The sequence below is a fragment of the Paenibacillus sp. PsM32 genome (assembly GCF_030433815.1).
GTDB lineage: Bacteria > Bacillota > Bacilli > Paenibacillales > Paenibacillaceae > Saccharibacillus > Saccharibacillus kyungheensis.
The window spans coordinates 261,103-286,039 of sequence record NZ_JARUWY010000006.1 but is presented as its reverse complement, the minus strand read 5'-3'; the positions used below and the strand labels follow the sequence as shown (position 1 = coordinate 286,039).

The window sequence follows — 24,937 nt, the reverse complement described above, 5'->3', positions numbered from 1 at the left end:
AGATATTGCATCGTAAAGGAGATGGAATATGCTAGCTTTATTTCGAATACCTGCGTTTCTTCATTTTTGGCTAGCACAAGTCTTTTCTAGACTGGGTGATGCGATAGCCACTACAGCCATCATTTTTCTAATAGGTTCCAATTCGTCAGATCCTATTTTTATTAGTTTAGTAATTTTTGCAGAGTTGTTTGCAACGACAGCTTTTGGTTTGTTTGCAGGATCCATTGCTGACCGTTTTCCTAAGCATCTGGTAATGATTTATATGGATGTATTCAGAATTGTGATCAATATTATTATGATTCTATGTATAGCTTCTCCACTTGCTCTTATTGTTCTGGTTTTTTTGAAAGGAATCGGTACAACTATTTTTTACCCCGCCCGCACTTCCTTTATTCCCGATATTGTTGGTGAGAATCATGTTAATGAAGCTATGTCGATTAGTCAAAGTACTTATTTTACTGTCTACATTATAGGCCCTGCGATTGCTGGATTATTATTAACCACTACTTCAGTATCTATGATTTTTGTACTCGATATTTTATCATATCTCTTTTCTATTATATTTATTATGATTGCTAATTCATTTATTGTATCCAAAGCCAAACTTGATCTTACGCCAGAAGAAAAAGTAACTCACGAACCGATCTGGGCATCAATGATTTCCGGTCTTAAAACTGTTTACCGTATCCCTTCGCTGTTCTTTTTGCTTATGATTTTGATTCCTTTTATGTTTGTTGCCGGGATATTTGATACAACGTATACTTCTATTTTGCTTCAAGTGTTTCGTTTACCTGCTATCGATTATGGTCAGATTCAAAGTATAGAAGGAATTGGAGCTGTCGTAGGAGCAATTATAGGCCCTTTCTTATTACGTAAATTAAATTCTAGTCTACTCTTGTTATGTACTATTATTGCTTTTGGTATACTAATGAGCTGTGTGACTCCACTTAATTATATCCATGCTACAAATCTTTCTCCTATTTATGTATGGAGCCTAGCGATCGGGATTATCAATGCTTTGATTAATCTGCCTATCACTTCTATTTTTTTGAAAATCACACCCAAACCTTTTCGAGGTCGAGGGATTTCTATACTACAAACATTAACTACTTTAGGTATTATTTTAGGCTTATTATCCGGAGGAATTGTAGCACGTTACTTTAATCTGATTACACTAACGACGATTGCTGGTATTGCTCTTATAGTGTTTATACTGATTATCGCTTGTACCTCCAAATTCAAGCATTTATTACAGGAGTCTCGTTCTGAACCAACCGTAGCATCTACTTCTAAGCAAGCTACTGAATCTTCATAAATAAAGATAGGAATAATTTAAGAAAGACTTTTCTTTTCAGTACAAGTTCATGTACTTTGAGAAGAAAAGTCTTTTTGGAAATATCAAGATTATTAGTCATACATCCAATCATTTAACCTAGCATTTGACGAGGGTATTCGGCAGGCTTACCGAATAAGTAACCCTGTGCTAGCTCAATTCCGATACTACGGCAAAAGTCGTATTCTTCACGGCGTTCTATACCTTCTGCTAACACAGTAGAACCATGGTTTTGCGAACGCTGCAAAATATGAATAATTTTTTGCTGTTTCTCAGCAGAGATATCACAATGATCGATTAAGCTACGATCGATTTTGACATAATCGGGTTGCAGATGATCGATTAATTCGGGCTTGGAATATCCTGAACCTACATCATCGAGAGCTACAGAAATGCCATTACTACGATACACATCAAAGATATTTTGTAATTTAGGCATTTCAACAATATTTTCGGTTTCAACCACTTCAAATACAAAGTCTTTAGGATTCAAATGTAGACGCTCAATAGCAGCAAACGTATGACTCAAACAATACTGCGGATTGTAAATAGAAGATGGTAAAAAGTTAATAAAACGTTTGATACCTGGTTGTAAATATTGCGCACTCGTCTCAATCGCTGAAATACGAGCTGCCCGATCCAAAAATGAGTGTAACCCTGTCTGATGCGCAATATCGAATAAGCGATACGGCTGAAATGTAGGGCCGTCTATAATCGGACGAAGCAAAAATTCATAAGCAATGACTTGCTCATGTTGATTCACAATCGGTTGCATATGGCTTGTAAATTGCTTTTGTCGAATAATTTCAACAACATCATCATGCTGTAGTCGATTAACAAATACAGACAATGGCAACCATACTGGCTCTCCGCCAATATCGTCTGAACCTAACAAACCTACAGATACACAAGATGTAATTTCTTCAGGTAAACTTCGTACCCAGTGCATGATATCAAGCATCTGTTCTCTTGATTGATATGAAATAGAGCAAATATCTTCCATGATATACGTATCATAAGACTGTTGTCGAATTAGATTTTCAAGAGAAGAAGAAAGCGGTCGCAAGGACACTGTTCCTTGGTCTTCTATCGGCTGAACATAACTGCAACCGCTACAATTCATAGAGATCCTCCTTAATATTAAAACAAAAACGTAGTATAAACGTGAAAATTAATCGGGTTTAAATAGAGTTGCTTTACTTTTCATTTCTCATATTATAACATCCTCAACCAAGATCACATTAGGCGTTCAGTATATTATCGGCTTTATTTTGATATTTTTGAATACGACAAAAACTGCAATAATTACTATTGCAGTCTTTGAAGTTGATACGTTCATCATTCACTCTAGTTACGTTGCTATTAGCTAGCAGGAATCTCGATCGAATCTCCAACTTGAAGCTTCGTTGGATCTGTAATTTTATTGTATTTAGCAAGTTCTTCCCATGTTACGCCATATTTCAGACTAATACGATACAGATTATCACCTTTTTTGATAATATAGGTTTTCTCATCTGTAGGTTTAGCTGGCTTATCAACAGCTGGTTTTGTCGGCTTAGGTGCTGGAACCGGCTTCGTTGTTGGTTTGGTAGGCTTCGCTGGTGTTGCTGGTTTGGACGGTTTGGCAGGTGTTACTGCTGGCTTGCCTCCTGCTGCTGCGCTAGAAAGATTAATTGAATATTTAGCAAATCCATCTGCTGCTTCTCCTACATAAGCAATTGGATCTGCTCCTGCAACTGCTTTGGCACTAGACAATGCGTCTTTTGCTTTTGGAGAAGTGTTGAATGTTACTGTTGGGTTGCCTTTGATTGGTGCAAGTGACCAGTTGCCATCAGCAGCCGGATTGATTGTTTTGTTTTCACGAATATAATCGATAATTACTTGACGGTTCTCGTCTGGTGCAGCCAGAATAATACGTTTGCCATCTGGATTCGCCAATTTGGACGAAGAAGCGCGGTAGTTATTTGTAGCTACTACAAATTTTTGTTCTGGATCGATAGCTTTACCGTTAAATTGCAAGTTCACAATACGGTTAGAAGATGCGTTTAGAACAGCACCTTTTGCATCGTATTTCGGTGGTTGTGTGACATCAATTTGGTAAGTAACCCCATCGATAACATCAAAGTTATACGTTGGGAAGTCCATATTAATTAACGCTTGCTCGCCTGATTTAGCTGGATCGATTTGATTGAATTGTCCTGCTGACCATTCCAACCAGTTTTTCACTTCTGCTCCATTGACAAGCACAGCATGAACTGTATTTGGATATACATAAAGGTCAGATACATTTTTGATAGCTATCGTGCCTGCTGGAATATCTGTGTAATAACTTGCTCCTGAACGTCCACCTGCTTTGAATGGAGCTCCTGCAGAAAGAATAGGTAAGTTCTCATATTCTGTCCCTTGAAGTTGTTTCTCCAAGTACCATTTTTGAGCGTTTGTTACGATTTGGATCGATGGATCATCTTCTACCAGTGCAAAGTAACTGGTGATACGAGCAGTAGATTCACCAACAGGTCCACGAATATATCCTAACGTTTCTTCGTGTTCTTTGTATACAGAATCGACTACACCTTGATCTGCATCAACCAATGCTTTTTTGGTAGCAGTATCATAGATTGGACGAGCTTCTACTTTAGAATCAGAGACTGTCCATTTGTCGCCTTGTTGTTTTAGTTCAAGATCAATAATTCCCAGGTGATCGCCCCAGAAACCTGGCTCTACTGAAGGAACGCCATTGATTGTTCCTTTTTCTAGATCTACGCCTGTTTTACCAGCGAAATCAGCACTAGGGAATACTTTGTGTGCATGTCCGAACATAATCGCATCGATACCTGGCACTTTGCTCAAGTACAATACGGAGTTTTCCATCAATTCAGTTTGAGGAATATCTTCAAAGCCAGAATGTGGCACTGCAATAATAATATCTGCGCCTTCTGCTTTCATTTGTGGAATAAATTTGTTCGCTGTTTCAACGATATCTTTAGCAACCACTTTCCCCGACAAGTTTGCGCTATCCCATTGCATTACTTGTGGTGGTACGAAGCCGATAACACCTACTTTAATCGTATGTTTAGCTCCACTTTCATCAGTGACTTCTTTATCTAAGATTAGATAAGGTGTAAAGTAATTTTTCTCGCCTTTACCTGTACCATCATCTGTATAAATATTAGCATTCACATAAGGGAAGTTAGCGCCTTTGAGAGCGTTACCCAAGAAATCCAGACCATAGTTAAATTCATGGTTACCGATATTTCCTGCATCATAACCCAATTGGTTCATCGCTTTGTAGACAGGGTGAACTTCGCCTGCTTTTAAAGGATCAACTTTGGCTACATAGTCACCCAGCGGATTACCTTGTAATAAATCACCATTATCGATCAATACACTGTTTTTGGCTTCTGCACGCGCATTTTTGATCAATGTCGCTGTTTTGGCATATCCGTATTGATCTGTCGCTGCATCTGAATAATAATCATAGTTCATTACGTTCACATGAATATCTGTTGTCTCCAACAAACGTAATTTTACGGTAGATTCAGAAGAAGTGGCTTCGGCTGCAAAAGCAGGAACTGCCGACACTGCAAACAATTGCAGAGCTGCGATGACAGTAATTGCTTTTTTAAATGTTTTGTTTCCCAAGTTCAAAATAAAAAACCCCTCCCAAATATATTCGCATTCGCTTGACCTTTTTCTATTTATCTCTATGCCCTATATGTATAACAGCATGAACAAGCAGTGATAATGTACTTTACATGCTGATTTTAAAAAATCATATTGGAAATTATGATTTAGAGTAGGCAGATAAATAGTAAAAAGGCTACCAAAAGAAACGCATGATAGAATTGTATACTATCAGCTGATATATTTGAAGGGTTATTAGTTCTATTTTTTATGAAAATAAGATTTATTTTGCGAAAAGTTCTATAATTTACATGATTGTGTCATGTTTCTTTTCATAAATAATAACTCATTGAGATTAAGGAGTTAAAAAATTAGTATTTCGATCTTTATATTGAAAATACATATCTAAAATTCGATCTAATTGTTCTGATTGGTCTAACACGCGATAATCGCGCATCCCATGTTCTTCTGCCATCTGGTTCAATATGCGGCGTTCCTGCTCAATCTGTTGTTCTATTTGTTTTAAGTTCAAGGAAACCACCTCCAGTATATTTCCTTATATCTTGCTATCAATGAGACTTTCATTTTATTCCATCATCGTCATTTTACAGGTTAGTCTATAAAATATTTCTATATACCTTTTTATACCTTATTTGAGTATACCTTATCAAGTTCCTCAAGTACCTATTTTATCCTTTTTATGGAAAAATAAAGACGAAAAAACTCGGAATTTGAATTTTGCATTCATTTCTCTTGTTTCGCAAATTTCAAATTCCGAGTCATTTATGTGATAACTGCTATCTTAAACCATTAAAGTTGTATCAGATTACGCAGTCCACGTTTTTTTGTTACCATCTTGATCTGTATATTCAATCGTTTGTGGTTTGATATCTAGGATCACATAATCAGGATCTTCTGGACCGGAGAACCATTCTTTAAATTCTTCTTTCCAGACACGTTTTTTCAATTCGTCGTCTGTAGATACAGCACTTACGCCTTCGATTTCAACGACTTGATTAGTGCCGCCTTTTTCATAACCCAACAATACATAACAGTTCGGATTTTTTTCTAACTCTTCGACTTTATGTGTTTTGCGGTTTGTCGCGAGATGAATATTCAAGCCTTCGTTATATAGCGCCATGTAGCGTACTTTAGGTTTGTCATTTTCTACTGTACCTAGTGCACAAAATGGATTACCTTCTAATGCAGTTAATATCGCTTGTTCTTCAGCTGTTTTACTCATGATCAATCTCCTCCTGTATATAAACGTATGGGTGTATTCAATATCTATGTCTATGTATATCTATTCGATACGTATAGAAGAATATTGAATGGAACTTTTGTTAGTTACAAACTTCCGTATATGTAAATACCCTTAGACAGCGAGACTGAACCGAAATACACTGTCTTTTGCTGATGACACCGCATTCTCTTTACTGGACAGTTGATACCCTCTGGTCTATAATTACAATGTAAAAAAACCGCATATGTACAGGGGAGCTAGTTGCAACTGGCTGAGAGTGTATTGTGATAAATACAGACCCTTATACCTGATCTGGATAATGCCAGCGTAGGAAAGTAACAAGTCGTTATATGCTGTACGCTAGCTTATAATTGCACCTATGTCGTCCCGATGGGGGCGTTTTTTTTATGCCTTTTATCCAGTACTACAGGATTGACTATTTGAGCTAGAAGAAAGAAGGATGACGGTAATGAGAACTCAAAAAAGGTGGCGTCAAAGCTTACCTTGGTTAATGGTAGGTTTATTGTGGATCACCACTGCATGTGGTTCAGCAACAAGTACAAGCAATACAGCCAATCAGGCAGGATCAACATCTGCCCTTAAAGATGTAAAAGTCGTGCTCGACTGGACACCAAATACGAATCATACTGGCTTATATGTTGCCCAAGCACTGGGCTATTATAAAGAAGCAGGATTAAACGTCGAAATTATTGCTCCCGGTCAAGGTGGAGCAGATACGATGGTCGCTTCTGGTGAAGTGCCTTTTGGAATCAGTTATCAAGAAAGTGTGACTCAAGCGCGTGTACAAGGAGTGCCTTTAGTGTCACTTGCGGCAGTTATCCAGCATAATACATCTGGCTTTGCCGCTCCTACAGATCGCGGAATCAAAAGCCCTAAAGATATGGAAGGCAAATCCTACGGTGCATGGGGATCTCCTGTTGAAGAAGCGGTTATGAAATCAATTATGGATACCGACGGTGGCGATGTTAGCAAAGTCAAAAGTGTTAATATCGGTAATGCCGATTATTTTACAGCTGTACAAAAAGGAATCGACTTTGCATGGATATTCTATGGATGGACAGGAATTGAAGCAGAACTTCGCGGACAACCATTAGATATGTTATATGTAAAAGATTATTCCGATAAATTAGATTATTATACACCTGTTATCGTAACCAATGAGAAGCAGATCGCTACCGATCCTGCACTTGTGAAATCATTTATGGCGGCAACCAGTAAAGGATATGAATATGCAATCGCTCATCCCGATGAATCGGCAGATATATTGCTCAAAGCAGTACCTGATCTTGATCCTGCACTGGTCAAAGCTAGCCAAAAATGGTTATCTCCACGTTATCAAGATGATGCCAAACGCTGGGGCGAGCAAAAACAATCGGTCTGGGAAGGTTATGCCGATTGGATGTTCAAGCAGAAGTTGTTAGACAAACCGTTAGATGCAACCAAAGCGTATACAAACGATTATTTACCTGAAGCCACCAAATCATAAATAGAACATAAGGAGATGACTACTATGGCACACACCCTTTTAAGTATTCAGGTTATTCCCAAAACTCAAGCTGGTGAGAACTCTTACGATTATGTCGACCGGGCAATAGAAGTGATTCAAGCCTCCGGTGTGAAATATGAAGTGCATCCACTTGAGACCACGATGGAAGGCGAACTTAGCGAATTGTTAGAAGTGGTTCGTCAAATGCACGAAGCGTTAGTGGAAAAAGGAAGCCCGAGTATTATTTCTCAGATCAAAATTGCTCATAGTCCAACCGGAATCAGTATGGATGGATTAACCGAGAAGTACCGCTAATGGCTACGATGAATACATGGTGGAAAAGCATATGGCCGCCCCTCGGGGCGGTTGTTTTATTACTGATTATCTGGCAACTGGCAACCAGTCTATTCCATATTGAGACATGGATTCTTCCCAGTCCTGCATTGATTGGACATGAAGCATGGAGTGAGAAAGACCGACTGGGCTTGCATACATGGGCGACGTTAAAATTGACACTATCCGGCTTTAGTATAGGTGTTGCTTTTGGATTACTGGTCGCTGGCGTGCTTCATTATATTCCTTTTCTACGTTCAGCATTGTATCCATTATTGATCTTGAGTCAAAATATCCCTACGATTGCTCTGGGACCGCTACTCGTTATCTGGTTCGGATTTGGGATATTGTCCAAATTAATTGTGATTATTCTGGTATGCTTTTTCCCGGTGACCATTGCGGCGCTGAGCGGACTGGCTACTACCGATCGTACAATGCTTAATTATATGCAAATGATCGGCGCTTCTAAAAATCAGATCTTTTGGAAATTAGAATTACCTTTTAGCTTACCTTCGATCTTTTCTGGAGTTAAAATTGCTGCAACCTATAGTGTGATGGGCGCTATTATCGCTGAATGGATTAGCAGTAGTGAAGGGATTGGCTATTATATGATGTTGCAAAAATCAGCTTTTCGCACCGACCATATGTTTTTAGCGATACTGGTAGTTGTAGTGATCAGTCTTATGTTATTTATGCTAATTAATATAATTGAAAAATGGTCTGTTCGCTGGCATCACCCTGCACAACATCGTGCTGTCAAAGGAGGTTCTAAAGATGTCGCTAAATAAACCTCAAGATCCGACTTTATCGGTGAACAACTCTACTCCACTATTAGCATTACAAGGAATCAGCAAATCTTTTACACAGGGCAAGCAATCTTTACATGTGTTGCAAGACATTTCGCTGCATGTAGAGCAAGGTGAATTTGTATCCATTATCGGCCCTTCTGGTTCCGGTAAAAGTACGCTTTTGCAAATGATTGGTGGCGTGGTGCTTCCCGATCAAGGACAAGTCCTTTTGGACGGACAAAATATAACCGGTCGTAAAGGATTGAGCGGTTATATGCCACAGCAACCTGCTTTGATGCCCTGGCGTACGATTGAAGATAATGTTATTTTGGCGCGCGAAGTAGCAGGATTACCACGCAAAGAATCATTAGAATTAGCCAGACAATGGCTAGATAAAGTTGGACTGGGTGGTTTTGCATCCTCTTATCCTCATACATTATCTGGCGGGATGCAACAGCGGGTTGCGTTTTTAAGAGCTTTGCTAGGACCTCGTGATCTTCTCTGTCTGGATGAGCCTTTTAGTGCATTAGATGCTTTTACACGCAGTGAGATGCAATCATGGTTGTTGAACATTTGGGAAGAAAATAGACGCTCGGTTATTTTTGTCACTCATCATATTGAAGAAGCATTACTACTTTCAGATCGAATCTATGTGCTATCTCGTCGTCCTGCTACTGTACTGCATAATATTGTAGTTCCTTTTCCTCGTCCAAGGCGAGAAGAGATTACCGATGATCCGCAATTTATTGCTCTACGCAGACAATTGATGAATGCGATGCGTGATACCCATGAAGGTGATCAATCATGAAGCCTGTCAATGCTCCGCTTATCGATAGCCATATCCATCTGGATCAATATCAAGATCAACAGATTGAGCGAATCATTCAATCGCTTCCAGAACATCATATCCAGTCGCTGATTACAGTCTCGATGAATCTACCTTCCTGTCAGCGTAATGAGAAGCTGGCTCAACAATACCCGTCTATCGTTCGTCCCGCTTATGGATATCATCCAGAACAGCCTTTAACGGGCTCGCAGGAGCTTGAGACGTTATTGGTATGGATAAAGCAACGTATCAATAATATAGTAGCGATTGGTGAGATTGGATTGCCATATTACTTGCGACAAGAAGCAGAAGAACGTGGCGACCAATTAGATGAACAAGGATATATCGATGTATTGTCTGCTTTGCTACAACTTGCTGCTGCTTATGACAAGCCTGTTATTTTACATGCTGTCTATGAAGATGCAGAGATCGCCTGTGATCTTTTAGAACAATATGGTATCACTCAGGCTCATTTTCACTGGTTCAAAGGATATCCTGCTACGATTGATCGTATGATAGCCAAAGGTTATTATATTTCGTTCACGCCAGATATTCAGTACGAACCGGAAATTCAGCAATTGGCTACACTATATCCTGCTCATCTGGTGATGGCTGAAACGGACGGCCCGTGGCCATTTGAAGGTTCTTTTGCCGGACAAATGACTCATCCGTCTATGACTGCTACTGTCTGTTCTGAATGGGCTAAGATTCAGCAGATATCAGAGCAAGAAGCTCGCCACTTGATCTATCAAAATACATCATCATTTTACACACCAAATCAGGCACAGCGTCTTTAATACGAACGCTGTGCCTGATTTGGTGTGCTATTTTACGATGATAGATGTTTATTGTTGTTGCTTTTGATTTTGATTGTATAGCGTTTGGGGATGTTCCCAATCGGAAAGCCATACCAGAATAACAGATAACAACTGCTCCACATTCATCGGTTTACTGATATAATCAGATGCTCCTGCCTCTATACATAATTCACGATCATCTTTCATTGCTTTGGCGGTGAGTGCAATAATCGGTAGGTTTTTCCACTTTTCTTCCATGCGAATCCAGCGCATCGCTTCATACCCATCCATAATCGGCATCATCATATCCATCAACACAATATCTGCGGATTCAGCATTTAATAAAGCAATCGCTTCTTCCCCATTCTGTGCACTACGTACATGCATACCTTTACCTTTGAGCACACCTTCTAACGCAAAAATATTACGTAAATCATCATCCACTACAAGCACAGACTTACCTTGCAATCGTGCTAACGAATCTTGTTGTTCTTCTTGATCCATCCATGTTAAAGGTAATGGCTTGGTAACAGGCTGTCCTTCTTCATTGATAGCAAGTGAAGGTAGATACAACGTAAAGGTACTGCCTTTACCTAATTCACTTTGAACAGTAACATATCCTCCTAATAATTTGGAGAACTCACGACAGATCGATAATCCTAGACCTGTTCCACCATATTGACGTTCGGTTGTGCCATCTTCTTGCTGAAAAGCTTCAAAGATTAGATTTTGCTTATCTTCTTTGATTCCTATTCCTGTATCTGTAACCGAGATCGCTAGCATGTAATCCATCTGCTCTGGAACATTGTATCCTTTAGCAACCATCGATTCATCTGCTAATGCAATATTAATCATGACTGAACCTTTACTGGTAAACTTAAACGCGTTAGAGAGTAGATTTTTCATAATTTGTTGCAATCTTTTCTCATCGGTATAGAATACATCTGGTACATTTTCATCAATATTTGAAGAAAATGCAATCCCTTTTTGCTCGGCAATCTTGTCAAAGCTATATCCCATCACTTCAGGTAGATCATAGACGGATACAGAATCACGTTGTACTTCAACCATACCTGCTTCCACTTTAGATAAATCCAAAATATCATCTATTAAATTAAGCAAATCTTGACCAGAATGATGAATCACTTCGCCAAAATGAGGCGTATCATCCTCTTCATGAGTTTTGTCTTTTTCGCTAATCAATTGAGACAGAATTAAAATACTATTGAGCGGTGTACGCAATTCATGTGACATATTGGCCAAAAACTCCGATTTGTACTGCGAGCTACGGCTCAATTCTTCTGAATACAATTGAAGTTCTTTTTGCGCAATTTGTAATTCTTCTGTTTTGATCTCTGAATAGTGATTGCGTTCACGAAGTTGCTCGTTCGTTGCCTGAAGTTCTTCTTGTTGTACTTGCAATTCCTCTTGTTGTGATTGCAATTCTTCTGTCAGTGTCTGTGACTCACGTAATAACCGATCCACTTGCATCCGATTATCAATATTGTTCACAACAACACCGAAAGTATTAGCAATACGTTCAACCAGTTGTTGCTGTCTTTGCGAAAATTCATCAATCGTTCCTAATTCAATTACAACGACAGTGCGATTTTCAAATAAGATGGGCACTATCATAATTTCTTGAATAGGAATTACCGTTGCACCTGTCTGAATACGTATCGGATAATCCGATGGAGCTTTGATAATATGAGTCTTTTTTTCGAGGGCCGTTTGTCCAATAATACCTTCACCAAATTTAAATGCATGAAGTAGATCAGGATTATCACTATACGTAGCATAAGATGCTTTTCGTTTTAACATTTCAATTCCATTGTGTTCTTCGCAAAAATAAAAAATACCGTATGCTGATCCTACAACAGGGGTTAATTCATGAATAAAACGTTCTGCCAATTCATCGATTGCATTTACATTTCTATATACATTTGCGATATGAGCCAATTGGGTCTGTATCCAATTGCTTTCTTCGATATGCTTATTAAATTCACTTGCTTGATGAGTATGCGCTTCTAACGCTTCAGACATTTTATTAAAAGCTGTAGCAATATTACCTACTTCACCACTAGATGTAACATGTAGGCGTGGCAAAGATTCAGATGTATCAAAATTGATCTGTTCCATCACGGTTGTGACTTGCTTTAATTGGTTGGTCGTTCTTTTGATCGTCCAAAATGCAATCCCTACTCCAACGACAATAAGCAGAATAGATAATAGAGCAACAACCATTCCTATACCTGTAAATGAACCATTTTTAAATATAATAAATTCAGTAACCATGAATATAATAGCTAGCGTTAAAACAATGCTAAACCCAAAGATTTGTTGGTTTTTGTAATTCATTTGCTAGACAATCTTCCTCTCTGTTGTGCCATCTTAATGTTTGTATAGAAAGATATTCGTACTACATCAAGAATACGCTAAATTCCAGCAATTGTCTTGATTAAATACATTTTTTTTTGTAAAAAATGGTTGACTTGTTACAAGTGTTCGTATTTTGTAAATAACCTTGACGTTCATTTTATTCTGATATACGATGTGCAGTGCTTCAAATAACCCTCTTTTCGTTAATAATAAACATCTTGATTCAGGAAGAAGGAACAACGTATATGTCCAAAGCAACCAATCGTTCTATGGTCACTATAGGTTTGCTTGCAGCCTTATTTATCGGTGCCCTCGATTCAACTGTAGTCAGTACAGCATCACCACGGATTATCTCTTCACTTGGAGGATTAAGCCTGATTAGTTGGATCTTCTCTATCTATACATTAACGACTTGTATCGCTACACCAATCTTTGGTAAGCTAGGCGATTTGTTCGGTCGTAAATCGATTTTCGCTATTGGACTGGGTGTATTTGTGCTCGGTTCTATTATGTGTGGATTTGCTAACTCGATGACCGAATTGATCTGGTATCGGGCTATTCAAGGGATTGGAGCAGGTGCGCTCACACCGGTTACATTTACAATTGTAGGCGATCTGTATCCTGGCAAAGAACGTGCTAAAGTACAAGGACTCTTCTCATCTGTATGGTCTGTAGCCGGACTGTTTGGACCACTGGTAGGCGGTTACTTTGTCGATTATATCTCATGGCGCTGGATTTTCTTTATTAATCTGCCTGTAGGGATTATAGCGATTTTGTTTATCTTTATTTACTTTCATGAATCGTTTGAGAAAAAGCAAAAATCGATCGATTATGCAGGTGCAATTACGTTTACGATCGGAATGACTGCTTTGTTGTTAGCTCTTTTGACAGGTGGAGAAGAATACGCCTGGGGTTCACCTATGATTATCGGTTTATTTGTTGTTACAATTATTTTTATGGTCTTATTTTTGCAAATAGAAAAACGTGCGGCTGAACCGATGTTACCTTTATCGTTATTTCAATCCCGCATTTTATCAATTCCCTATGTGCTTGGATTCTCTACCCGTTGGATGGTGATGGGTGTAACAGTTTACTGTGCGCTCTGGATTCAAGATGTATTCGGCTATAGTGCTACCAGTGCTGGACTGGCTCTTATGCCGATGTCTATTGCTTGGCCTGTGGCTTCTACTTTAGCCGGACGCTGGATGTACAAAGTAGGCGCCAAGCTACTGATTGTGCTTGGATCTGCATTTGTAGTAGGCGGTAGTCTATGGCTTGCTCTGATGCATGCTCAGTCGTCTTATGGAGTGATTGTAGGTTCATTGATTCTGATCGGACTAGGTATGGGCTTTATCGTGACTCCTTCACTTGTTGTGATCCAGGGTGCTGTTGGCTTCCAAATGCGTAGTGTAGCTACATCGACCAATACGTTAATGAACTCACTGGGACAGACGATTAGTGTAGCTGTATTCGGGATGGTGTTCAATGCGATTGTGACGACAGGAACTGCATCACAACTAGCTTCCGGGATTCACTATGTATTTATATTAATGTTTGCGGTATCTGTTTTGAATCTAATTATTGCGTTATTCTTACCATCCAGTCAGCAGTTATTCAGTGCGATTCGAGAACATGAAGCACCTACAGGTGCTAGACCTCAAGGTCAGACTTCTACTTCACCTGCACTGGAACGTAGCTAATCAACACAATATAATCGAAGAGTCTCACCCTACACTATCTATAGGAGTGTGAGCTTGATCATGATAGATTGGGAAAAATGGAAAGAGCTTGAATGGAAACTATTCAAGTTCTGGATTTCTATTCCGCGTATTTTACGTATATCTATTATTCCGTTGATTCTTGTGATTATTTCTATTCTAGGTTGGGTCAAAATCTTTTCAGAATAATATACAAAAAAAACCGTTATCAGCTCTTCTTACGAAGATCATAGGATAACGGTTTTTTGTATACTATTTCTTAGTGCTATGATGATGGTTTTGAATTAACGTTTATTGAAGCCTTTGCGTTCTAAGAACGATTTTAACTGCATACGTGAAGGAGCGGTCATTTTTTCAGCCATCAGTGCAGACCATGGTGCTGTTTTGGCTCCGCCGGTACGCTCAGACAAATAACGAACCATCGTATCATCGTATTCTTTCATCGCTTCTAATGTAGTATCTGCTTGATACGACTCACGATGCAAAACAGCTTTCTGTGGTAAACGTGGGCGAATACCTGGCTCTTGATTCGGATAACCAAGACACATACCGTATACAGGATACACATGGTCAGGCAAATTCAAGAATTCAGAGACTTCTTCAATATGGTTACGAATTCCACCGATATACACAACGCCAAGACCCAAAGATTCAGCGGCTACTGTAGCATTTTGTGCAGCTAATGTTACATCAACAGTAGCGACAATAAAGTTCTCAGCGGCATCACCATAAGATTCTGCTTCAGGCATATGTTGTTGAACTGCATTTTCCAGACGATACATATCCGCACACCATACTAAAAATACAGGGCATTGCTCGATATAAGGTTGGTTGCCTGCTAATACAGACAATTTGGACTTACGCTCTGGATCTGTAACTGCAATCACACTGTATGCTTGCACATTGCTAGAACTAGATGCCATTTGTCCAGCAGCAATAATCGCTTCTAACTGTTCTTCGGTTACCGGATCAGGTTTATAGCTACGAATCGAACGGTGTTTCATCAATAAAGAAATTGTATCATTCATAAATACGAACACTCCTGTCTACTAATCATTTATAACTAACTGACTATATATAACTATTATCATATTAATTATACGTTAATGCAAGTCTATTACAATTTAATTCGTTGTAAGCGTAGAGCATTTAATACAACCGATACCGAACTAAATGCCATTGCTGCTCCTGCTAACCATGGCGCTAACAAACCTATCGCTGCAATCGGAATCCCTATCACATTGTAAGCAAGTGCCCAGAATAGATTTTGCCGAATATTACGGATTGTACGTCGACTGAGCATAATCGCGTCTGCAATTCCATTCAGATCACCGCGCATTAAGGTAATATCTGCGGCTTCTATCGCTACATCTGCTCCTGTACCGATTGCAATCCCTGTATTGGCTGTAGCCAGAGCAGGCGCATCATTGATACCGTCACCGACCATAGCTACGATTCGACCTTGTTGTTGCAAACGGCTAATTTCAGTTGCTTTGCCTTCAGGAAGTACACCTGCTAATACTTGGTCTACACCTGTCTGCGCAGCGATCGCTTGAGCAGTACGTTCATTATCACCTGTAATCATAATGACATGTAATCCCATCTGTTTGAGACGAGCAATCGCTGCTTGTGATGTTTCTTTGACTGTATCGGCTACAGCAATCCAACCTGCATATTGTCCATTGATTGCAGTTAACATCACTGTTTTACCCTGCTGTTCTACCTGTTGAATCTCTGCTTCTAGATCATGTACATCAATCTGCTGAGATTGTAACAATTGACGGGTTCCGATCCATAACGATTGTGCGCCGATCGTAGCATGGATACCCTTACCAGGTATCGCTTCAAAAGTATCTACTAATTCTGCTTGTAATCCGCGTTCTTTGATACCTTGTACGATAGCTTTGGCAAGTGGATGTTCAGAAGCCGACTCTGCTCCTGCTACCCATTGCAACCATTGCTGTTCAGACATCTCTTGACTATTGTTCGCAAATTGAATATCAGTCACAACTGGTTCGCCGCGTGTAATCGTACCTGTTTTGTCTAATACAACCGTATCTACTTTATGTGCGGCTTCTAAATGCTCTCCGCCTTTAAATAAAATACCGTATTCCGCAGCCCGACCAGAGCCTGCCATAATCGATGTCGGTGTCGCAAGCCCTAATGCACAAGGACAAGCAATCACTAGAACAGCAATCGCTTTTTCCAGTGCCCCACTAAAATCACCTGGAGCCACACCCCAGAACCAGATAGCAAAGGTGACTAAAGCGATCCCGACCACAATCGGTACAAAAATACCTGAGATGACATCTGCTAGACGCTGGATCGGTGCTTTGGAGACTTGCGCTTCTTCAACGACACGAATAATTTGCGATAGTGCTGTCTCTTTACCGATATGCACCGCTCGAAATTTAAGTCGTCCATTCTGATTAATAGTTGCTCCAATGACCTGATCGCCGACTGTTTTTTCAACAGGTAGACTTTCTCCGGTTAGCATCGATTCGTCGATAGAAGAATGACCTTCTACCACTTCGCCATCCACCGGAATTTTTTCACCCGGTTTGACGATAAGGAGATGTCCCACCTGTACATCATCTACAGGAATCTCTACTTCTTCCCCATCACGATCGATTCGAGCTGTTAATGCGCGCAACCCCATAAGACTCCGTATCGCTTCAGAAGAACGCCCTTTAGCACGATATTCAAACCATTTGCCTAACAAAATTAATGTAATTAAAATAGAACTCACTTCAAAATACAATTCAACACTCGTTCCCGGTACAATCAGTGAACGAATCATTAGAAATAAACTATAAAAATAAGCAGCCGATGTCCCTAGTGCTACCAGTACATCCATATTGGCGCTTCCACTACGCAATGCTTTGTAGGCTCCTACATAAAAAGCACCACCAATCACAAACTGAACCGGTGTTGCCAGAATTAACTGTACCCACGGATTCATTAACAACATCGGTACACCAATCCATGAAGTGACGCTAAAATGACCTACCATCGCCCATAATAAAGGTAATGATAAAATCGCAGACGCTATCAATTTCCATTTACGTATCGTTGCCTCATGTTCTCGGCGTTGTTGAATACCTTCTTCTTTTTTCGGTGAAGCGGTGTATCCTAGCTTTTCTACTTTGCGGATAATATCTGTCGTTTCTAGCGTACCTGGTGTGTATTGTACTCTAGCTGTCTCCAATGCCAAATTCACATTGACCGCAGACACACCATCCATACGCTTAATCCCTTTTTCGATCCGAGTAGCACAAGCGGCGCAAGTCATTCCTGAAATATCCAAGTCAACAGTTTCTTTGAGCGACTGGTAACCTAATTGTTCGATTTTTTGTTCAACCTGTTCTTTATTAATCGCAGACGGTTCATAAGTGACAGAAGCACGTTCAAGCGCTAGATTTACATTCACTTCTTCAACACCATCTAGACGACGTAATCCTTTTTCGATACGTGTAGCACAAGCAGCACAGGTCATTCCACCAATCTGTAACGTTAATTGCTTGGTCTGATCTGAAGCCGGTGTAGGTGCTGAAGATTGGGGATCACTGATATTACTATTAGACGATACACTCATCACAATAACCTCCTTTTGAATAATATTGGTATCACTTATATACCCCTATAGGGTATTTATATTTTCAAAAAAAGTTGCCCTGAGCATCACTAAGGGCAACACATTTACTTTATTTACAATAATTCTACGGTTCCGTTGAAGTAATCGAATGATATGATCATACGAAATAAGGATATCTTAACGATTAACCGCCTGTAGAAACTACATCATACCCTTGCTCTTCGATAGCATCGGTCAATTTCATAATATCGACTTGATCTGCATCATATTCAATATCAACAGATTTGGCTTCCAAATTCACTTTACCTTTTGCACCGATCTCTTGAAGTGCTCCTTCTACCGCTTGAACACAGTGGTTGCAAGACATACCTTCTACTTCTAATTTAATATTTGCCATGATTATATCCTCCTTTGATTATGATCGTTATATTATTTCAATAATTTATTAATCGTTATAAGTAGCTCGTCAATCACTTCATTTTCCCCTGCTTCGATACGCTCGACCACACAACTCTTCATATGGCCTTCTAACAGCAATCTACCGACAGAGTTCAGAGCAGATTGAGCGGCTGCAATCTGATTCAGCACATCATCGCAATAAGTGTCTTTTTCAATCATGCCTTTGATTCCTCGAATCTGTCCTTCAACACGATTAAGGCGACGGATCATATTGCTTTTCATCTCATCTGAATGATGACTACGACGAACCTCTCCCGGGCTATGATCGCAAGATTGATGATGCTCATGAAGTGAATCTTCTGTATTCAGATGATCTACCTTCTCCATAAAGTATCCCCCTTGATCGTTTATAATTACATCTTAACATACCCCCATAGGGTATTCAAGTTTGAATTTATATGTATATAGCATTTAATGGATCAGGCTTCCAAGCTACAGCACAAACAGCCTATTTGCTAACGATAGGCTGTTGTTTCGTAAATATTCATTCCATATCATCTTAAATATTACGTTCATTTTGCCGATTAATCAGTAAGCCATTATACCCAAAGCAGACAAAACATCCTGTTTATTTACTTAAAATTTGTGCTAAAATTGTACCCAGTAAAAGCGAATTCATGATCCCTCTATTCCTCTGTCTAAATGATCCAGTACTCGCTCGATCAATTGTGCCGGATCAATTGGTTTTGTCATAAAATCAATAGCGCCCATACGCATGCCACGAATAACCATTTCAGAACGAGAATCACCTGACAATAGTAAAACAGGGATATCTTTGGTAGCTGGTTTGTTTTTAAGACTTTCTAGTACATGTAGCCCGTCCACATCCGGTAAATGAATATCCAGAATAATCAGATCATACCCTGTAATGCGTGAAGGGATTTTCAGAAAATCTGCCGCATCCTCATACGATTCTACAATTACATCTTCTGTCTCCAATAATTGTTTAATCAACAATGTAAAGGGAGCGCTATCATCAATAATGACTATTTTTTTCATGAAACGGTTACACGTCCTTTGCAGAAAAATAGGGAGGGAAAAATCCATGTCAAAAGCAGATCGGTATCAACAGATCATCCAACAAACTAGAATTCGGTTTTTGGCGGATGCTTCTCTCAAAATGCAAGATTTGCAACATCGCTTTGAAGATTATGATCACGGTCGATTATCCGCAGATCAACGTACATTACCCGATTGTATTCATCGTCATGCTCATGCGATCAAAGGATTAGCCCTTACACTGTCGTATGAAGATATTGATCACATCTGTGAAGAAATTCTTAATTACATTCTATACCAACCAGATCATGTATGGACAGCAGAAGATATCCATACTTTGCGTAAAATGGTAATCACACTGGATCAATTGTTAACTCAAGCTTCTTCAGCACAGGTGTAATGTAGCTTCCATGCTGTACAGATATGACGTACATTTGTTGCTTTTTCGTTAGATTTTCCATTGGTCTCTCTCGTTAATTCCTGCTACAATAGATCACGCTGACAGAAAGAACGATCTACAGAAAGGGGTATTACGACTATTGGCACAGTTATTTTTTAAGTACGGTGCAATGAACAGTGGGAAATCGATTGAAATTTTAAAAGTTGCCCACAACTATGAGGAACAGGAGAAACATGTTCTGATTTTTACGTCTGCCCTAGATAATCGCGATGAGACTGGCTATGTCTCTTCTCGCATTGGTGTACGTCGTCAGGCTATTGCAATTCATGATGATACAGACATCTATAGTATTGTCAAAAATTATGCGCCTAAGCCTTCATGTGTATTGATTGATGAGTGTCAATTTATGAAAAAAGAAGCGATTTTGCAACTGGTACGCATCGTGGATGAGTTAAGCATTCCTGTGATGGGCTTCGGTCTCAAAAACGATTTTCAAAATAATCTATTCGAAGGTAGTCAGTATATGCTACTGTATGCAGATAAAATTGAAGAAATGAAAACAATTTGCTGGTTCTGTGAACGCAAAGCGATTATGAACCTGCGCGTAAAAGATGGAAAACCTGTGTATACAGGAGAACAGATTCAAATTGGTGGTAATGAAAGTTATTATCCTGTGTGTCGCAAATGCTACAATAATCCTCCGATTGAATAGATTGGTGGTTGTAAACTCCAGAACGCCTACAGACATGATGTTTCTAGGCGTTCTTTATTTATTATTGTAAAGCATACCAGAGCAAAGCACGCTGTTCTAATTGAGTGACAAATTGTTTTTTGGCTGGGCTGTACTCGTTGGTGGTAGTGAATTTCTGGGCAAGTTCTTCTTTAAATTGGCTATATCGAGTCACTTCTTGAGGATGGCAACGTAAATAATCTCGTACAACAAGATGACGATGGATATGAGGATTATGTTGTTCATAACAATGAATATGGTGAGTGCGCTGATCGCCACCTTTTCGGAATAACCGCCTGCCTGCTATTCCCCATTCACCTGCTACATCATATCCCAAATCACGCATATGATTGTTCCACTCATCCATCTTTTCAATATTCTGAACGATTACCAGCATATCAATCACCGGTTTTGCTTTTAAAAAAGGAACCGATGTACTTCCAAAGTGATGTATCTCTATGATTTGATCTGTAAATATATCTCTAAGCAACTCAGCTTCTTCTGCAAACTGTACTGCCCATTCTTCACGAAAATCACTCAATCGTACATCCATCATCTAGCCTCCTCTGCATGTATGGTGCTTCTGCGTAAATGGTTTTTACTATTTTCCCGCATTTCCCGATACATTAACCAGCCCATCCACAGCAAAATGAAGAGATGAATCCATACTACGATCATGCCTGGTATACGCGGAAGGTTGCTTGTTAGCACGCCCCATAGATTATACGTAATCGTTACACTCAATACGCAGGCGATTGCAATCCATTTCCGGTCTATCATAGCGACAAGTAACAGTAGAATCAGCGCAGGAATACTGTAGCGCTCGTGAATTTCGGTCGGTAACATAAAAAAGGCAAATGAAATCCATGCAGCAGCTTTGAGCAAAACGGCTGTATGAAGTGCGCGACATTTCCAAAGATAGATCCCTGTATAGATCACAGCGATCAACAATAATATAAATCCCAAATTACGCAGTGAAATCATGTTCCAGAGCTTCTCTGTATCGTTCATGGTAGGAACAGTTCCAATCACATAAAACCAGATATTTAACGCATTCAAGGTGACTTGAGTGTATAAGCCTACAGCGCTGATATAAGCACCTTTGAACATCGCTTGTAATCCACCATACGAGGCAAAATAAATAGCGACTACCACTACAGGAATGATTGCCCCTACTACCATATGAATAAGAGGCTTTATCTGACGTTGCCATATACATTTTAATACATAAAATCCGAACACAGGTGCAATCACAATCGCTTGTAATTTGGTAAATAAAGCGATCGCAAATAGTAAACCTGCTACCAGAGGAAAAGCGACAACAGTCAGTAGCGCACCTGCCATCAGGATTCCATTTAATATATCAACTTGTCCCCAGATCGAACTGTTGACGATCAAGGCTGGATTGAATACAAATAAACTGAATAATAACCAGCGTGTAGGTGTGGATCTGATGTTACGCGACCAGCAAAAGACGATTATACATGCACATAGATCAAGTAGGATCAGCAACCATTTAAAAGACAATTGACCTGCTTGTATCGTAATTCCGAATCCATGTACAAGTTCGGCATAGCCTTGCATAATAAGTAAAAATAAGGGCGGATAATTAATATTGGTATCATGGATATAGACCGTTCCCAGCCCATACTGCCGTATCTCATTCATCCACTGGACAAACAAATTCTGATCGCTCATAAATCCTGCATAATGACTTCCTAGCCATACACGTATCCATAGCCCTATCGCCAATAATATCAACAATGCGATCCATTCGGTTAACGGTGTAATATACATAGGTTTTTGCTTTCGTGTGCTTCTCGATACTATATCTGTAATAAGTCATACCTCCTTGTATCTGTACAAAAGTGGCAGACGTTGTTCCAAGAAAATAAGGCGATTATGCTCTTCTCTGCCTTATTAACAAACGTTGTTAGGCTCATTATACAAGCAACTCTTTGCGGTTTGCGAATTTGTTATTCATATTTTTGATTTTGCAAACTATAGCGAATATCTTATGAAATATTTGTTCCTATTTACAAAGAAATCGGTATACTGGAAAATGTGCATCTTTTTACAAATTACGACGTAAAAAGGAATAGTCTATCGATGTATTATTCAAAAGGGAGTGAACAGTATGTATTATCCTCTGCGATATATAGAATGGTCAGAGACCAAGCAGATGGAAGTTGGCGAAGTGTATCAGATTCATTCACTGTCGCAAGAAGAATTATTTGTACATAAGCTAGTGGATGCAGTAAAACTTAATCATCGTATATGGGTTCATGTGTCTCATGAATCTATAGATCATGAAAAGCATACGATTTATGTACGTCCATTTGCAGAAGAATTACCGGCGACTTATCAGCGTAGTCTAGCCACGACGATCAGCGGGCAGAAAGATTATCCGAATGGACTTGCTCCTGAATATTGGCTCTGGGATGGCACACAATTTCAACGTCGTGATGCAATCGATTCGTACGTGTCACCCATTCATCTGGCTCTTCGCTTATTGGATCACTATTTGGTACAGCAAGATATTACGTATGATATTTTGTATACCGTACTGGATGCAGATCGTCAGAAAGTGATGATTTTTTTAAATGAGGTGAATGAATGATAAATAATCGTACCAAAATGATTGCTTTCTCATTAATGCTCGCTGTTCCTGCAACTCTTTCCGGCTGTGGCAATGATTATGATGACGATTGTCAGTATGATCAGAACGGGAATGCATATAACTGTAATACCAGTAGTGGGTATCACAGTGGCTCATCGTATTCGAAAAAAAGTAGCTCCCATAGTGGATTTGGTAGTGGTGGCTTTAGCGGTTTCTTTTCTGGAGGTTAATTAGATGCGACAGACACGAGCTCTTCCATATACAAGAGCACAACTATTCACCCCGGAGATCGAACAACGGGTTCCTTATCATATGATGTATGAGAAGCCTTACTGCTTAACAGCGCTCACTCTTTATCAGGCGCATGAATGTGAACAGCTACGCATTGGCTCTGAACAAGTAGATCATCTATATCGCAAAACGTTGCGGTTTGTACAACAACATTTACCCGACGATTATTTATTACAGCAATTAGGAATTCATCCTGCGCTACTAGAAGGTGCCCGTCAGGATATTCCGTTAGATGGACTGACTAGATTAGATTGGATCATTAGCCCTCAAGGTGAGCTGAAATGTATCGAAAATAATACAGATACACCAAGCGGCGTGCCTGAAGTGGCTTTTTTGGAACAGGAATTATTGCGATATGCTTCTGATCTAGAGCCTGCTTCTGCTTTGATGAATAGTTGTATTCAGAAGATGTTCAAGCAAGCGGTTAATTATTATAACGGTCAGGGATTAGGCGAAGTAATCTATTTTACCAGTTATGACTGGCATGATGAAGATCGTGCGAATACGTTATATATGATGGAACAGTGTATAGCACTTGGTATTGAAGCTACATATGTACCTTTAGAACAACTACAGATTATACCGGGTGAAGGGCTATATTATGGGCAAGAACGTATCTATATTCTGTATCGCTTATACCCGTTAGAGTATCTGGTAGAAGATCGAGAAGCAGATTCAGAACGTCCTGTCGGTGAAGACTTATTGCAACTGGTAACTGACGGTAAGCTTGGTCTACTGAATCCGGTGCAACATATCGTGACCCAGAGCAAAGGATTTATGGCGACAATCTGGTCATTATACGAACGCAATGCGCAGATGGCTGACTATACAGGCTTTACTTTATTTACAGACGAAGAATGTGAAGCGATTCAGCAGTATTTGTTACCTACGTATTTTACAGATCAAGTGTTTGTGCAACAGCAGATTCCTTATGTAGTCAAAGGCTTTTTTGGACGTGAAGGATTAGGAACTCATCTGATCGAACAACCGGACACGCATTCATTAGATAAACCTGAGTCTACTTATCGTGATACTTCTACTCCACAGACAGAAGATGATGAGATTGCCGCTTATTATGAAAATCAGCCCAAAATCTATCAGCAACTGCATCCGATGGAGCCTGTCTCTGTAACGACTTCTGAAGGAACATTTGATGGTTATCTGTTAACAGGGGCTTTTGTGATAGGTGGTCAATTTGCTGGATTGCTCCCTCGTATAGGAGGCAAAGTGACAGACAATCTAGCTTGCTATTGTGCGGCGGCAATTGTTCCCTCATCATCCTTTTGAACAACTGA

At 39.6% G+C, this 24,937-nt stretch carries 25 protein-coding genes and 1 riboswitch; of the genes, 13 read left to right on the top strand and 12 right to left on the bottom strand.

The window, feature by feature from the left end:
• Positions 1–28: 28 nt before the first annotated feature.
• Positions 29–1,315, top strand: a complete 1,287-nt coding sequence (locus tag QCD85_RS14195; protein ID WP_273614610.1) for an MFS transporter — start codon at positions 29–31, stop codon at positions 1,313–1,315.
• Positions 1,316–1,427: 112 nt separating this feature from the next.
• Here QCD85_RS14195 and QCD85_RS14190 read toward each other — a convergent pair whose 3' ends face one another.
• The 4 genes from QCD85_RS14190 to QCD85_RS14175 all read right to left on the bottom strand — a co-directional run bounded on the left by QCD85_RS14190 (position 1,428) and on the right by QCD85_RS14175 (position 6,200).
• Positions 1,428–2,456: an EAL domain-containing protein gene (locus tag QCD85_RS14190; RefSeq protein WP_273614609.1), complete on the bottom strand. Its 1,029-nt coding sequence runs from the start codon at positions 2,454–2,456 to the stop codon at positions 1,428–1,430.
• 239 nt (positions 2,457–2,695) lie between these two features.
• Positions 2,696–4,981: a bifunctional 2',3'-cyclic-nucleotide 2'-phosphodiesterase/3'-nucleotidase gene (locus QCD85_RS14185; RefSeq protein ID WP_441005624.1), complete on the bottom strand. Its 2,286-nt coding sequence runs from the start codon at positions 4,979–4,981 to the stop codon at positions 2,696–2,698.
• A gap of 331 nt (positions 4,982–5,312) precedes the next feature.
• A complete protein-coding gene (locus tag QCD85_RS14180) occupies positions 5,313–5,489 on the bottom strand; it encodes an aspartyl-phosphate phosphatase Spo0E family protein (protein ID WP_204826437.1) in 177 nt (58 codons plus the stop codon).
• A gap of 294 nt (positions 5,490–5,783) precedes the next feature.
• The gene (locus tag QCD85_RS14175) at positions 5,784–6,200 is read right to left on the bottom strand and encodes a pyridoxamine 5'-phosphate oxidase family protein (RefSeq protein WP_204826436.1); all 417 of its coding nucleotides are present in this window, start codon (positions 6,198–6,200) and stop codon (positions 5,784–5,786) included.
• Between the two features lie 240 nt (positions 6,201–6,440).
• Positions 6,441–6,552: riboswitch (TPP riboswitch) on the top strand.
• 117 nt (positions 6,553–6,669) lie between these two features.
• On the opposite strand from QCD85_RS14175, the gene QCD85_RS14170 reads away from it, so the two are divergent.
• The 5 genes from QCD85_RS14170 to QCD85_RS14150 are packed head-to-tail and all read left to right on the top strand — an operon-like array spanning position 6,670 to position 10,451.
• Positions 6,670–7,707 carry an ABC transporter substrate-binding protein gene (locus QCD85_RS14170; protein ID WP_441005623.1) on the top strand — a complete coding sequence of 346 codons (1,038 nt, stop codon included), beginning with the start codon at positions 6,670–6,672 and terminating at the stop codon, positions 7,705–7,707.
• Positions 7,708–7,731: 24 nt separating this feature from the next.
• Positions 7,732–8,022: an MTH1187 family thiamine-binding protein gene (locus tag QCD85_RS14165; RefSeq protein WP_273614607.1), complete on the top strand. Its 291-nt coding sequence runs from the start codon at positions 7,732–7,734 to the stop codon at positions 8,020–8,022.
• An 8-nt stretch (positions 8,023–8,030) separates the two neighbouring features.
• Positions 8,031–8,828: an ABC transporter permease gene (locus QCD85_RS14160; protein ID WP_301263022.1), complete on the top strand. Its 798-nt coding sequence runs from the start codon at positions 8,031–8,033 to the stop codon at positions 8,826–8,828.
• The gene (locus tag QCD85_RS14155; protein ID WP_301263008.1) at positions 8,815–9,636 is read left to right on the top strand and encodes an ABC transporter ATP-binding protein; all 822 of its coding nucleotides are present in this window, start codon (positions 8,815–8,817) and stop codon (positions 9,634–9,636) included. Before QCD85_RS14160 ends, QCD85_RS14155 begins: the two co-directional genes overlap by 14 nt.
• Positions 9,633–10,451, top strand: a complete 819-nt coding sequence (locus tag QCD85_RS14150) for a TatD family hydrolase (protein ID WP_301263007.1) — start codon at positions 9,633–9,635, stop codon at positions 10,449–10,451. Before QCD85_RS14155 ends, QCD85_RS14150 begins: the two co-directional genes overlap by 4 nt.
• Before the next feature lie 48 nt (positions 10,452–10,499).
• Here the strand turns inward: QCD85_RS14150 and QCD85_RS14145 are convergent, their stop codons facing one another.
• Positions 10,500–12,809: a response regulator gene (locus QCD85_RS14145; RefSeq protein WP_301263006.1), complete on the bottom strand. Its 2,310-nt coding sequence runs from the start codon at positions 12,807–12,809 to the stop codon at positions 10,500–10,502.
• A gap of 266 nt (positions 12,810–13,075) precedes the next feature.
• Between QCD85_RS14145 and QCD85_RS14140 the strand changes: the two genes are divergently transcribed.
• On the top strand, positions 13,076–14,530 hold the full coding sequence (locus QCD85_RS14140; RefSeq protein ID WP_274171160.1) for an MDR family MFS transporter: 1,455 nt from the start codon (positions 13,076–13,078) through the stop codon (positions 14,528–14,530).
• A gap of 60 nt (positions 14,531–14,590) precedes the next feature.
• The gene (locus tag QCD85_RS14135; protein WP_274171161.1) at positions 14,591–14,737 is read left to right on the top strand and encodes a hypothetical protein; all 147 of its coding nucleotides are present in this window, start codon (positions 14,591–14,593) and stop codon (positions 14,735–14,737) included.
• Positions 14,738–14,832: 95 nt separating this feature from the next.
• Here QCD85_RS14135 and nfsA read toward each other — a convergent pair whose 3' ends face one another.
• The 5 genes from nfsA to QCD85_RS14110 all read right to left on the bottom strand — a co-directional run bounded on the left by nfsA (position 14,833) and on the right by QCD85_RS14110 (position 19,601).
• Positions 14,833–15,576 carry an oxygen-insensitive NADPH nitroreductase gene (gene nfsA, locus QCD85_RS14130; protein WP_301263005.1) on the bottom strand — a complete coding sequence of 248 codons (744 nt, stop codon included), beginning with the start codon at positions 15,574–15,576 and terminating at the stop codon, positions 14,833–14,835.
• Between the two features lie 89 nt (positions 15,577–15,665).
• On the bottom strand, positions 15,666–18,143 hold the full coding sequence (locus QCD85_RS14125) for a heavy metal translocating P-type ATPase (RefSeq protein ID WP_301263004.1): 2,478 nt from the start codon (positions 18,141–18,143) through the stop codon (positions 15,666–15,668).
• 184 nt (positions 18,144–18,327) lie between these two features.
• On the bottom strand, positions 18,328–18,540 hold the full coding sequence (locus QCD85_RS14120; protein ID WP_204826427.1) for a copper ion binding protein: 213 nt from the start codon (positions 18,538–18,540) through the stop codon (positions 18,328–18,330).
• A 32-nt stretch (positions 18,541–18,572) separates the two neighbouring features.
• Positions 18,573–18,929, bottom strand: a complete 357-nt coding sequence (locus tag QCD85_RS14115; protein ID WP_274171162.1) for a metal-sensitive transcriptional regulator — start codon at positions 18,927–18,929, stop codon at positions 18,573–18,575.
• 288 nt (positions 18,930–19,217) lie between these two features.
• The gene (locus tag QCD85_RS14110; protein ID WP_204826426.1) at positions 19,218–19,601 is read right to left on the bottom strand and encodes a response regulator; all 384 of its coding nucleotides are present in this window, start codon (positions 19,599–19,601) and stop codon (positions 19,218–19,220) included.
• Positions 19,602–19,647: 46 nt separating this feature from the next.
• Here QCD85_RS14110 and QCD85_RS14105 point away from each other — a divergent pair, with 46 nt between their 5' ends.
• Positions 19,648–20,001: an Hpt domain-containing protein gene (locus QCD85_RS14105; RefSeq protein ID WP_273614599.1), complete on the top strand. Its 354-nt coding sequence runs from the start codon at positions 19,648–19,650 to the stop codon at positions 19,999–20,001.
• A 139-nt stretch (positions 20,002–20,140) separates the two neighbouring features.
• Entirely contained in the window at positions 20,141–20,713 is a 573-nt protein-coding gene (locus tag QCD85_RS14100; protein WP_273614598.1) for a thymidine kinase, read from the top strand.
• A gap of 61 nt (positions 20,714–20,774) precedes the next feature.
• Here the strand turns inward: QCD85_RS14100 and QCD85_RS14095 are convergent, their stop codons facing one another.
• Both QCD85_RS14095 and QCD85_RS14090 read right to left on the bottom strand, forming a co-directional pair.
• Positions 20,775–21,284, bottom strand: a complete 510-nt coding sequence (locus QCD85_RS14095; protein WP_301263003.1) for a GrpB family protein — start codon at positions 21,282–21,284, stop codon at positions 20,775–20,777.
• Positions 21,284–22,528, bottom strand: coding sequence for a hypothetical protein (locus QCD85_RS14090; protein ID WP_301263002.1), 1,245 nt, complete (start codon positions 22,526–22,528; stop codon positions 21,284–21,286). Before QCD85_RS14090 ends, QCD85_RS14095 begins: the two co-directional genes overlap by 1 nt.
• A 340-nt stretch (positions 22,529–22,868) precedes the next feature.
• Here QCD85_RS14090 and QCD85_RS14085 point away from each other — a divergent pair, with 340 nt between their 5' ends.
• From QCD85_RS14085 to QCD85_RS14075, 3 genes are read left to right on the top strand one after another with little or no spacing between them, the layout of a single operon-like run.
• Positions 22,869–23,351 carry a hypothetical protein gene (locus QCD85_RS14085; RefSeq protein WP_301263001.1) on the top strand — a complete coding sequence of 161 codons (483 nt, stop codon included), beginning with the start codon at positions 22,869–22,871 and terminating at the stop codon, positions 23,349–23,351.
• The gene (locus QCD85_RS14080) at positions 23,348–23,581 is read left to right on the top strand and encodes a hypothetical protein (RefSeq protein WP_301263000.1); all 234 of its coding nucleotides are present in this window, start codon (positions 23,348–23,350) and stop codon (positions 23,579–23,581) included. Before QCD85_RS14085 ends, QCD85_RS14080 begins: the two co-directional genes overlap by 4 nt.
• A gap of 4 nt (positions 23,582–23,585) precedes the next feature.
• Positions 23,586–24,929, top strand: coding sequence for a glutathionylspermidine synthase family protein (locus tag QCD85_RS14075; protein ID WP_301262999.1), 1,344 nt, complete (start codon positions 23,586–23,588; stop codon positions 24,927–24,929).
• Positions 24,930–24,937: the final 8 nt, after the last annotated feature.

What these genes read in the sequence shown, in the direction of transcription:
- QCD85_RS14195 (WP_273614610.1), top strand. Translation starts at nt 29, where the DNA reads ATGCTAGCTTTATTTCGAATACCTGCGTTTCTTCATTTTTGGCTAGCA.
- QCD85_RS14190 (WP_273614609.1), bottom strand. Translation starts at nt 2,456, where the DNA reads ATGAATTGTAGCGGTTGCAGTTATGTTCAGCCGATAGAAGACCAAGGA.
- QCD85_RS14175 (WP_204826436.1), bottom strand. Translation starts at nt 6,200, where the DNA reads ATGAGTAAAACAGCTGAAGAACAAGCGATATTAACTGCATTAGAAGGT.
- QCD85_RS14170 (WP_441005623.1), top strand. Translation starts at nt 6,670, where the DNA reads ATGAGAACTCAAAAAAGGTGGCGTCAAAGCTTACCTTGGTTAATGGTA.
- QCD85_RS14165 (WP_273614607.1), top strand. Translation starts at nt 7,732, where the DNA reads ATGGCACACACCCTTTTAAGTATTCAGGTTATTCCCAAAACTCAAGCT.
- QCD85_RS14160 (WP_301263022.1), top strand. Translation starts at nt 8,031, where the DNA reads ATGAATACATGGTGGAAAAGCATATGGCCGCCCCTCGGGGCGGTTGTT.
- QCD85_RS14155 (WP_301263008.1), top strand. Translation starts at nt 8,815, where the DNA reads ATGTCGCTAAATAAACCTCAAGATCCGACTTTATCGGTGAACAACTCT.
- QCD85_RS14150 (WP_301263007.1), top strand. Translation starts at nt 9,633, where the DNA reads ATGAAGCCTGTCAATGCTCCGCTTATCGATAGCCATATCCATCTGGAT.
- QCD85_RS14145 (WP_301263006.1), bottom strand. Translation starts at nt 12,809, where the DNA reads ATGAATTACAAAAACCAACAAATCTTTGGGTTTAGCATTGTTTTAACG.
- QCD85_RS14140 (WP_274171160.1), top strand. Translation starts at nt 13,076, where the DNA reads ATGTCCAAAGCAACCAATCGTTCTATGGTCACTATAGGTTTGCTTGCA.
- QCD85_RS14135 (WP_274171161.1), top strand. Translation starts at nt 14,591, where the DNA reads ATGATAGATTGGGAAAAATGGAAAGAGCTTGAATGGAAACTATTCAAG.
- nfsA (WP_301263005.1), bottom strand. Translation starts at nt 15,576, where the DNA reads ATGAATGATACAATTTCTTTATTGATGAAACACCGTTCGATTCGTAGC.
- QCD85_RS14125 (WP_301263004.1), bottom strand. Translation starts at nt 18,143, where the DNA reads ATGAGTGTATCGTCTAATAGTAATATCAGTGATCCCCAATCTTCAGCA.
- QCD85_RS14120 (WP_204826427.1), bottom strand. Translation starts at nt 18,540, where the DNA reads ATGGCAAATATTAAATTAGAAGTAGAAGGTATGTCTTGCAACCACTGT.
- QCD85_RS14115 (WP_274171162.1), bottom strand. Translation starts at nt 18,929, where the DNA reads ATGGAGAAGGTAGATCATCTGAATACAGAAGATTCACTTCATGAGCAT.
- QCD85_RS14110 (WP_204826426.1), bottom strand. Translation starts at nt 19,601, where the DNA reads ATGAAAAAAATAGTCATTATTGATGATAGCGCTCCCTTTACATTGTTG.
- QCD85_RS14105 (WP_273614599.1), top strand. Translation starts at nt 19,648, where the DNA reads ATGTCAAAAGCAGATCGGTATCAACAGATCATCCAACAAACTAGAATT.
- QCD85_RS14095 (WP_301263003.1), bottom strand. Translation starts at nt 21,284, where the DNA reads ATGGATGTACGATTGAGTGATTTTCGTGAAGAATGGGCAGTACAGTTT.
- QCD85_RS14090 (WP_301263002.1), bottom strand. Translation starts at nt 22,528, where the DNA reads ATGTATATTACACCGTTAACCGAATGGATCGCATTGTTGATATTATTG.
- QCD85_RS14085 (WP_301263001.1), top strand. Translation starts at nt 22,869, where the DNA reads ATGTATTATCCTCTGCGATATATAGAATGGTCAGAGACCAAGCAGATG.
- QCD85_RS14080 (WP_301263000.1), top strand. Translation starts at nt 23,348, where the DNA reads ATGATAAATAATCGTACCAAAATGATTGCTTTCTCATTAATGCTCGCT.
- QCD85_RS14075 (WP_301262999.1), top strand. Translation starts at nt 23,586, where the DNA reads ATGCGACAGACACGAGCTCTTCCATATACAAGAGCACAACTATTCACC.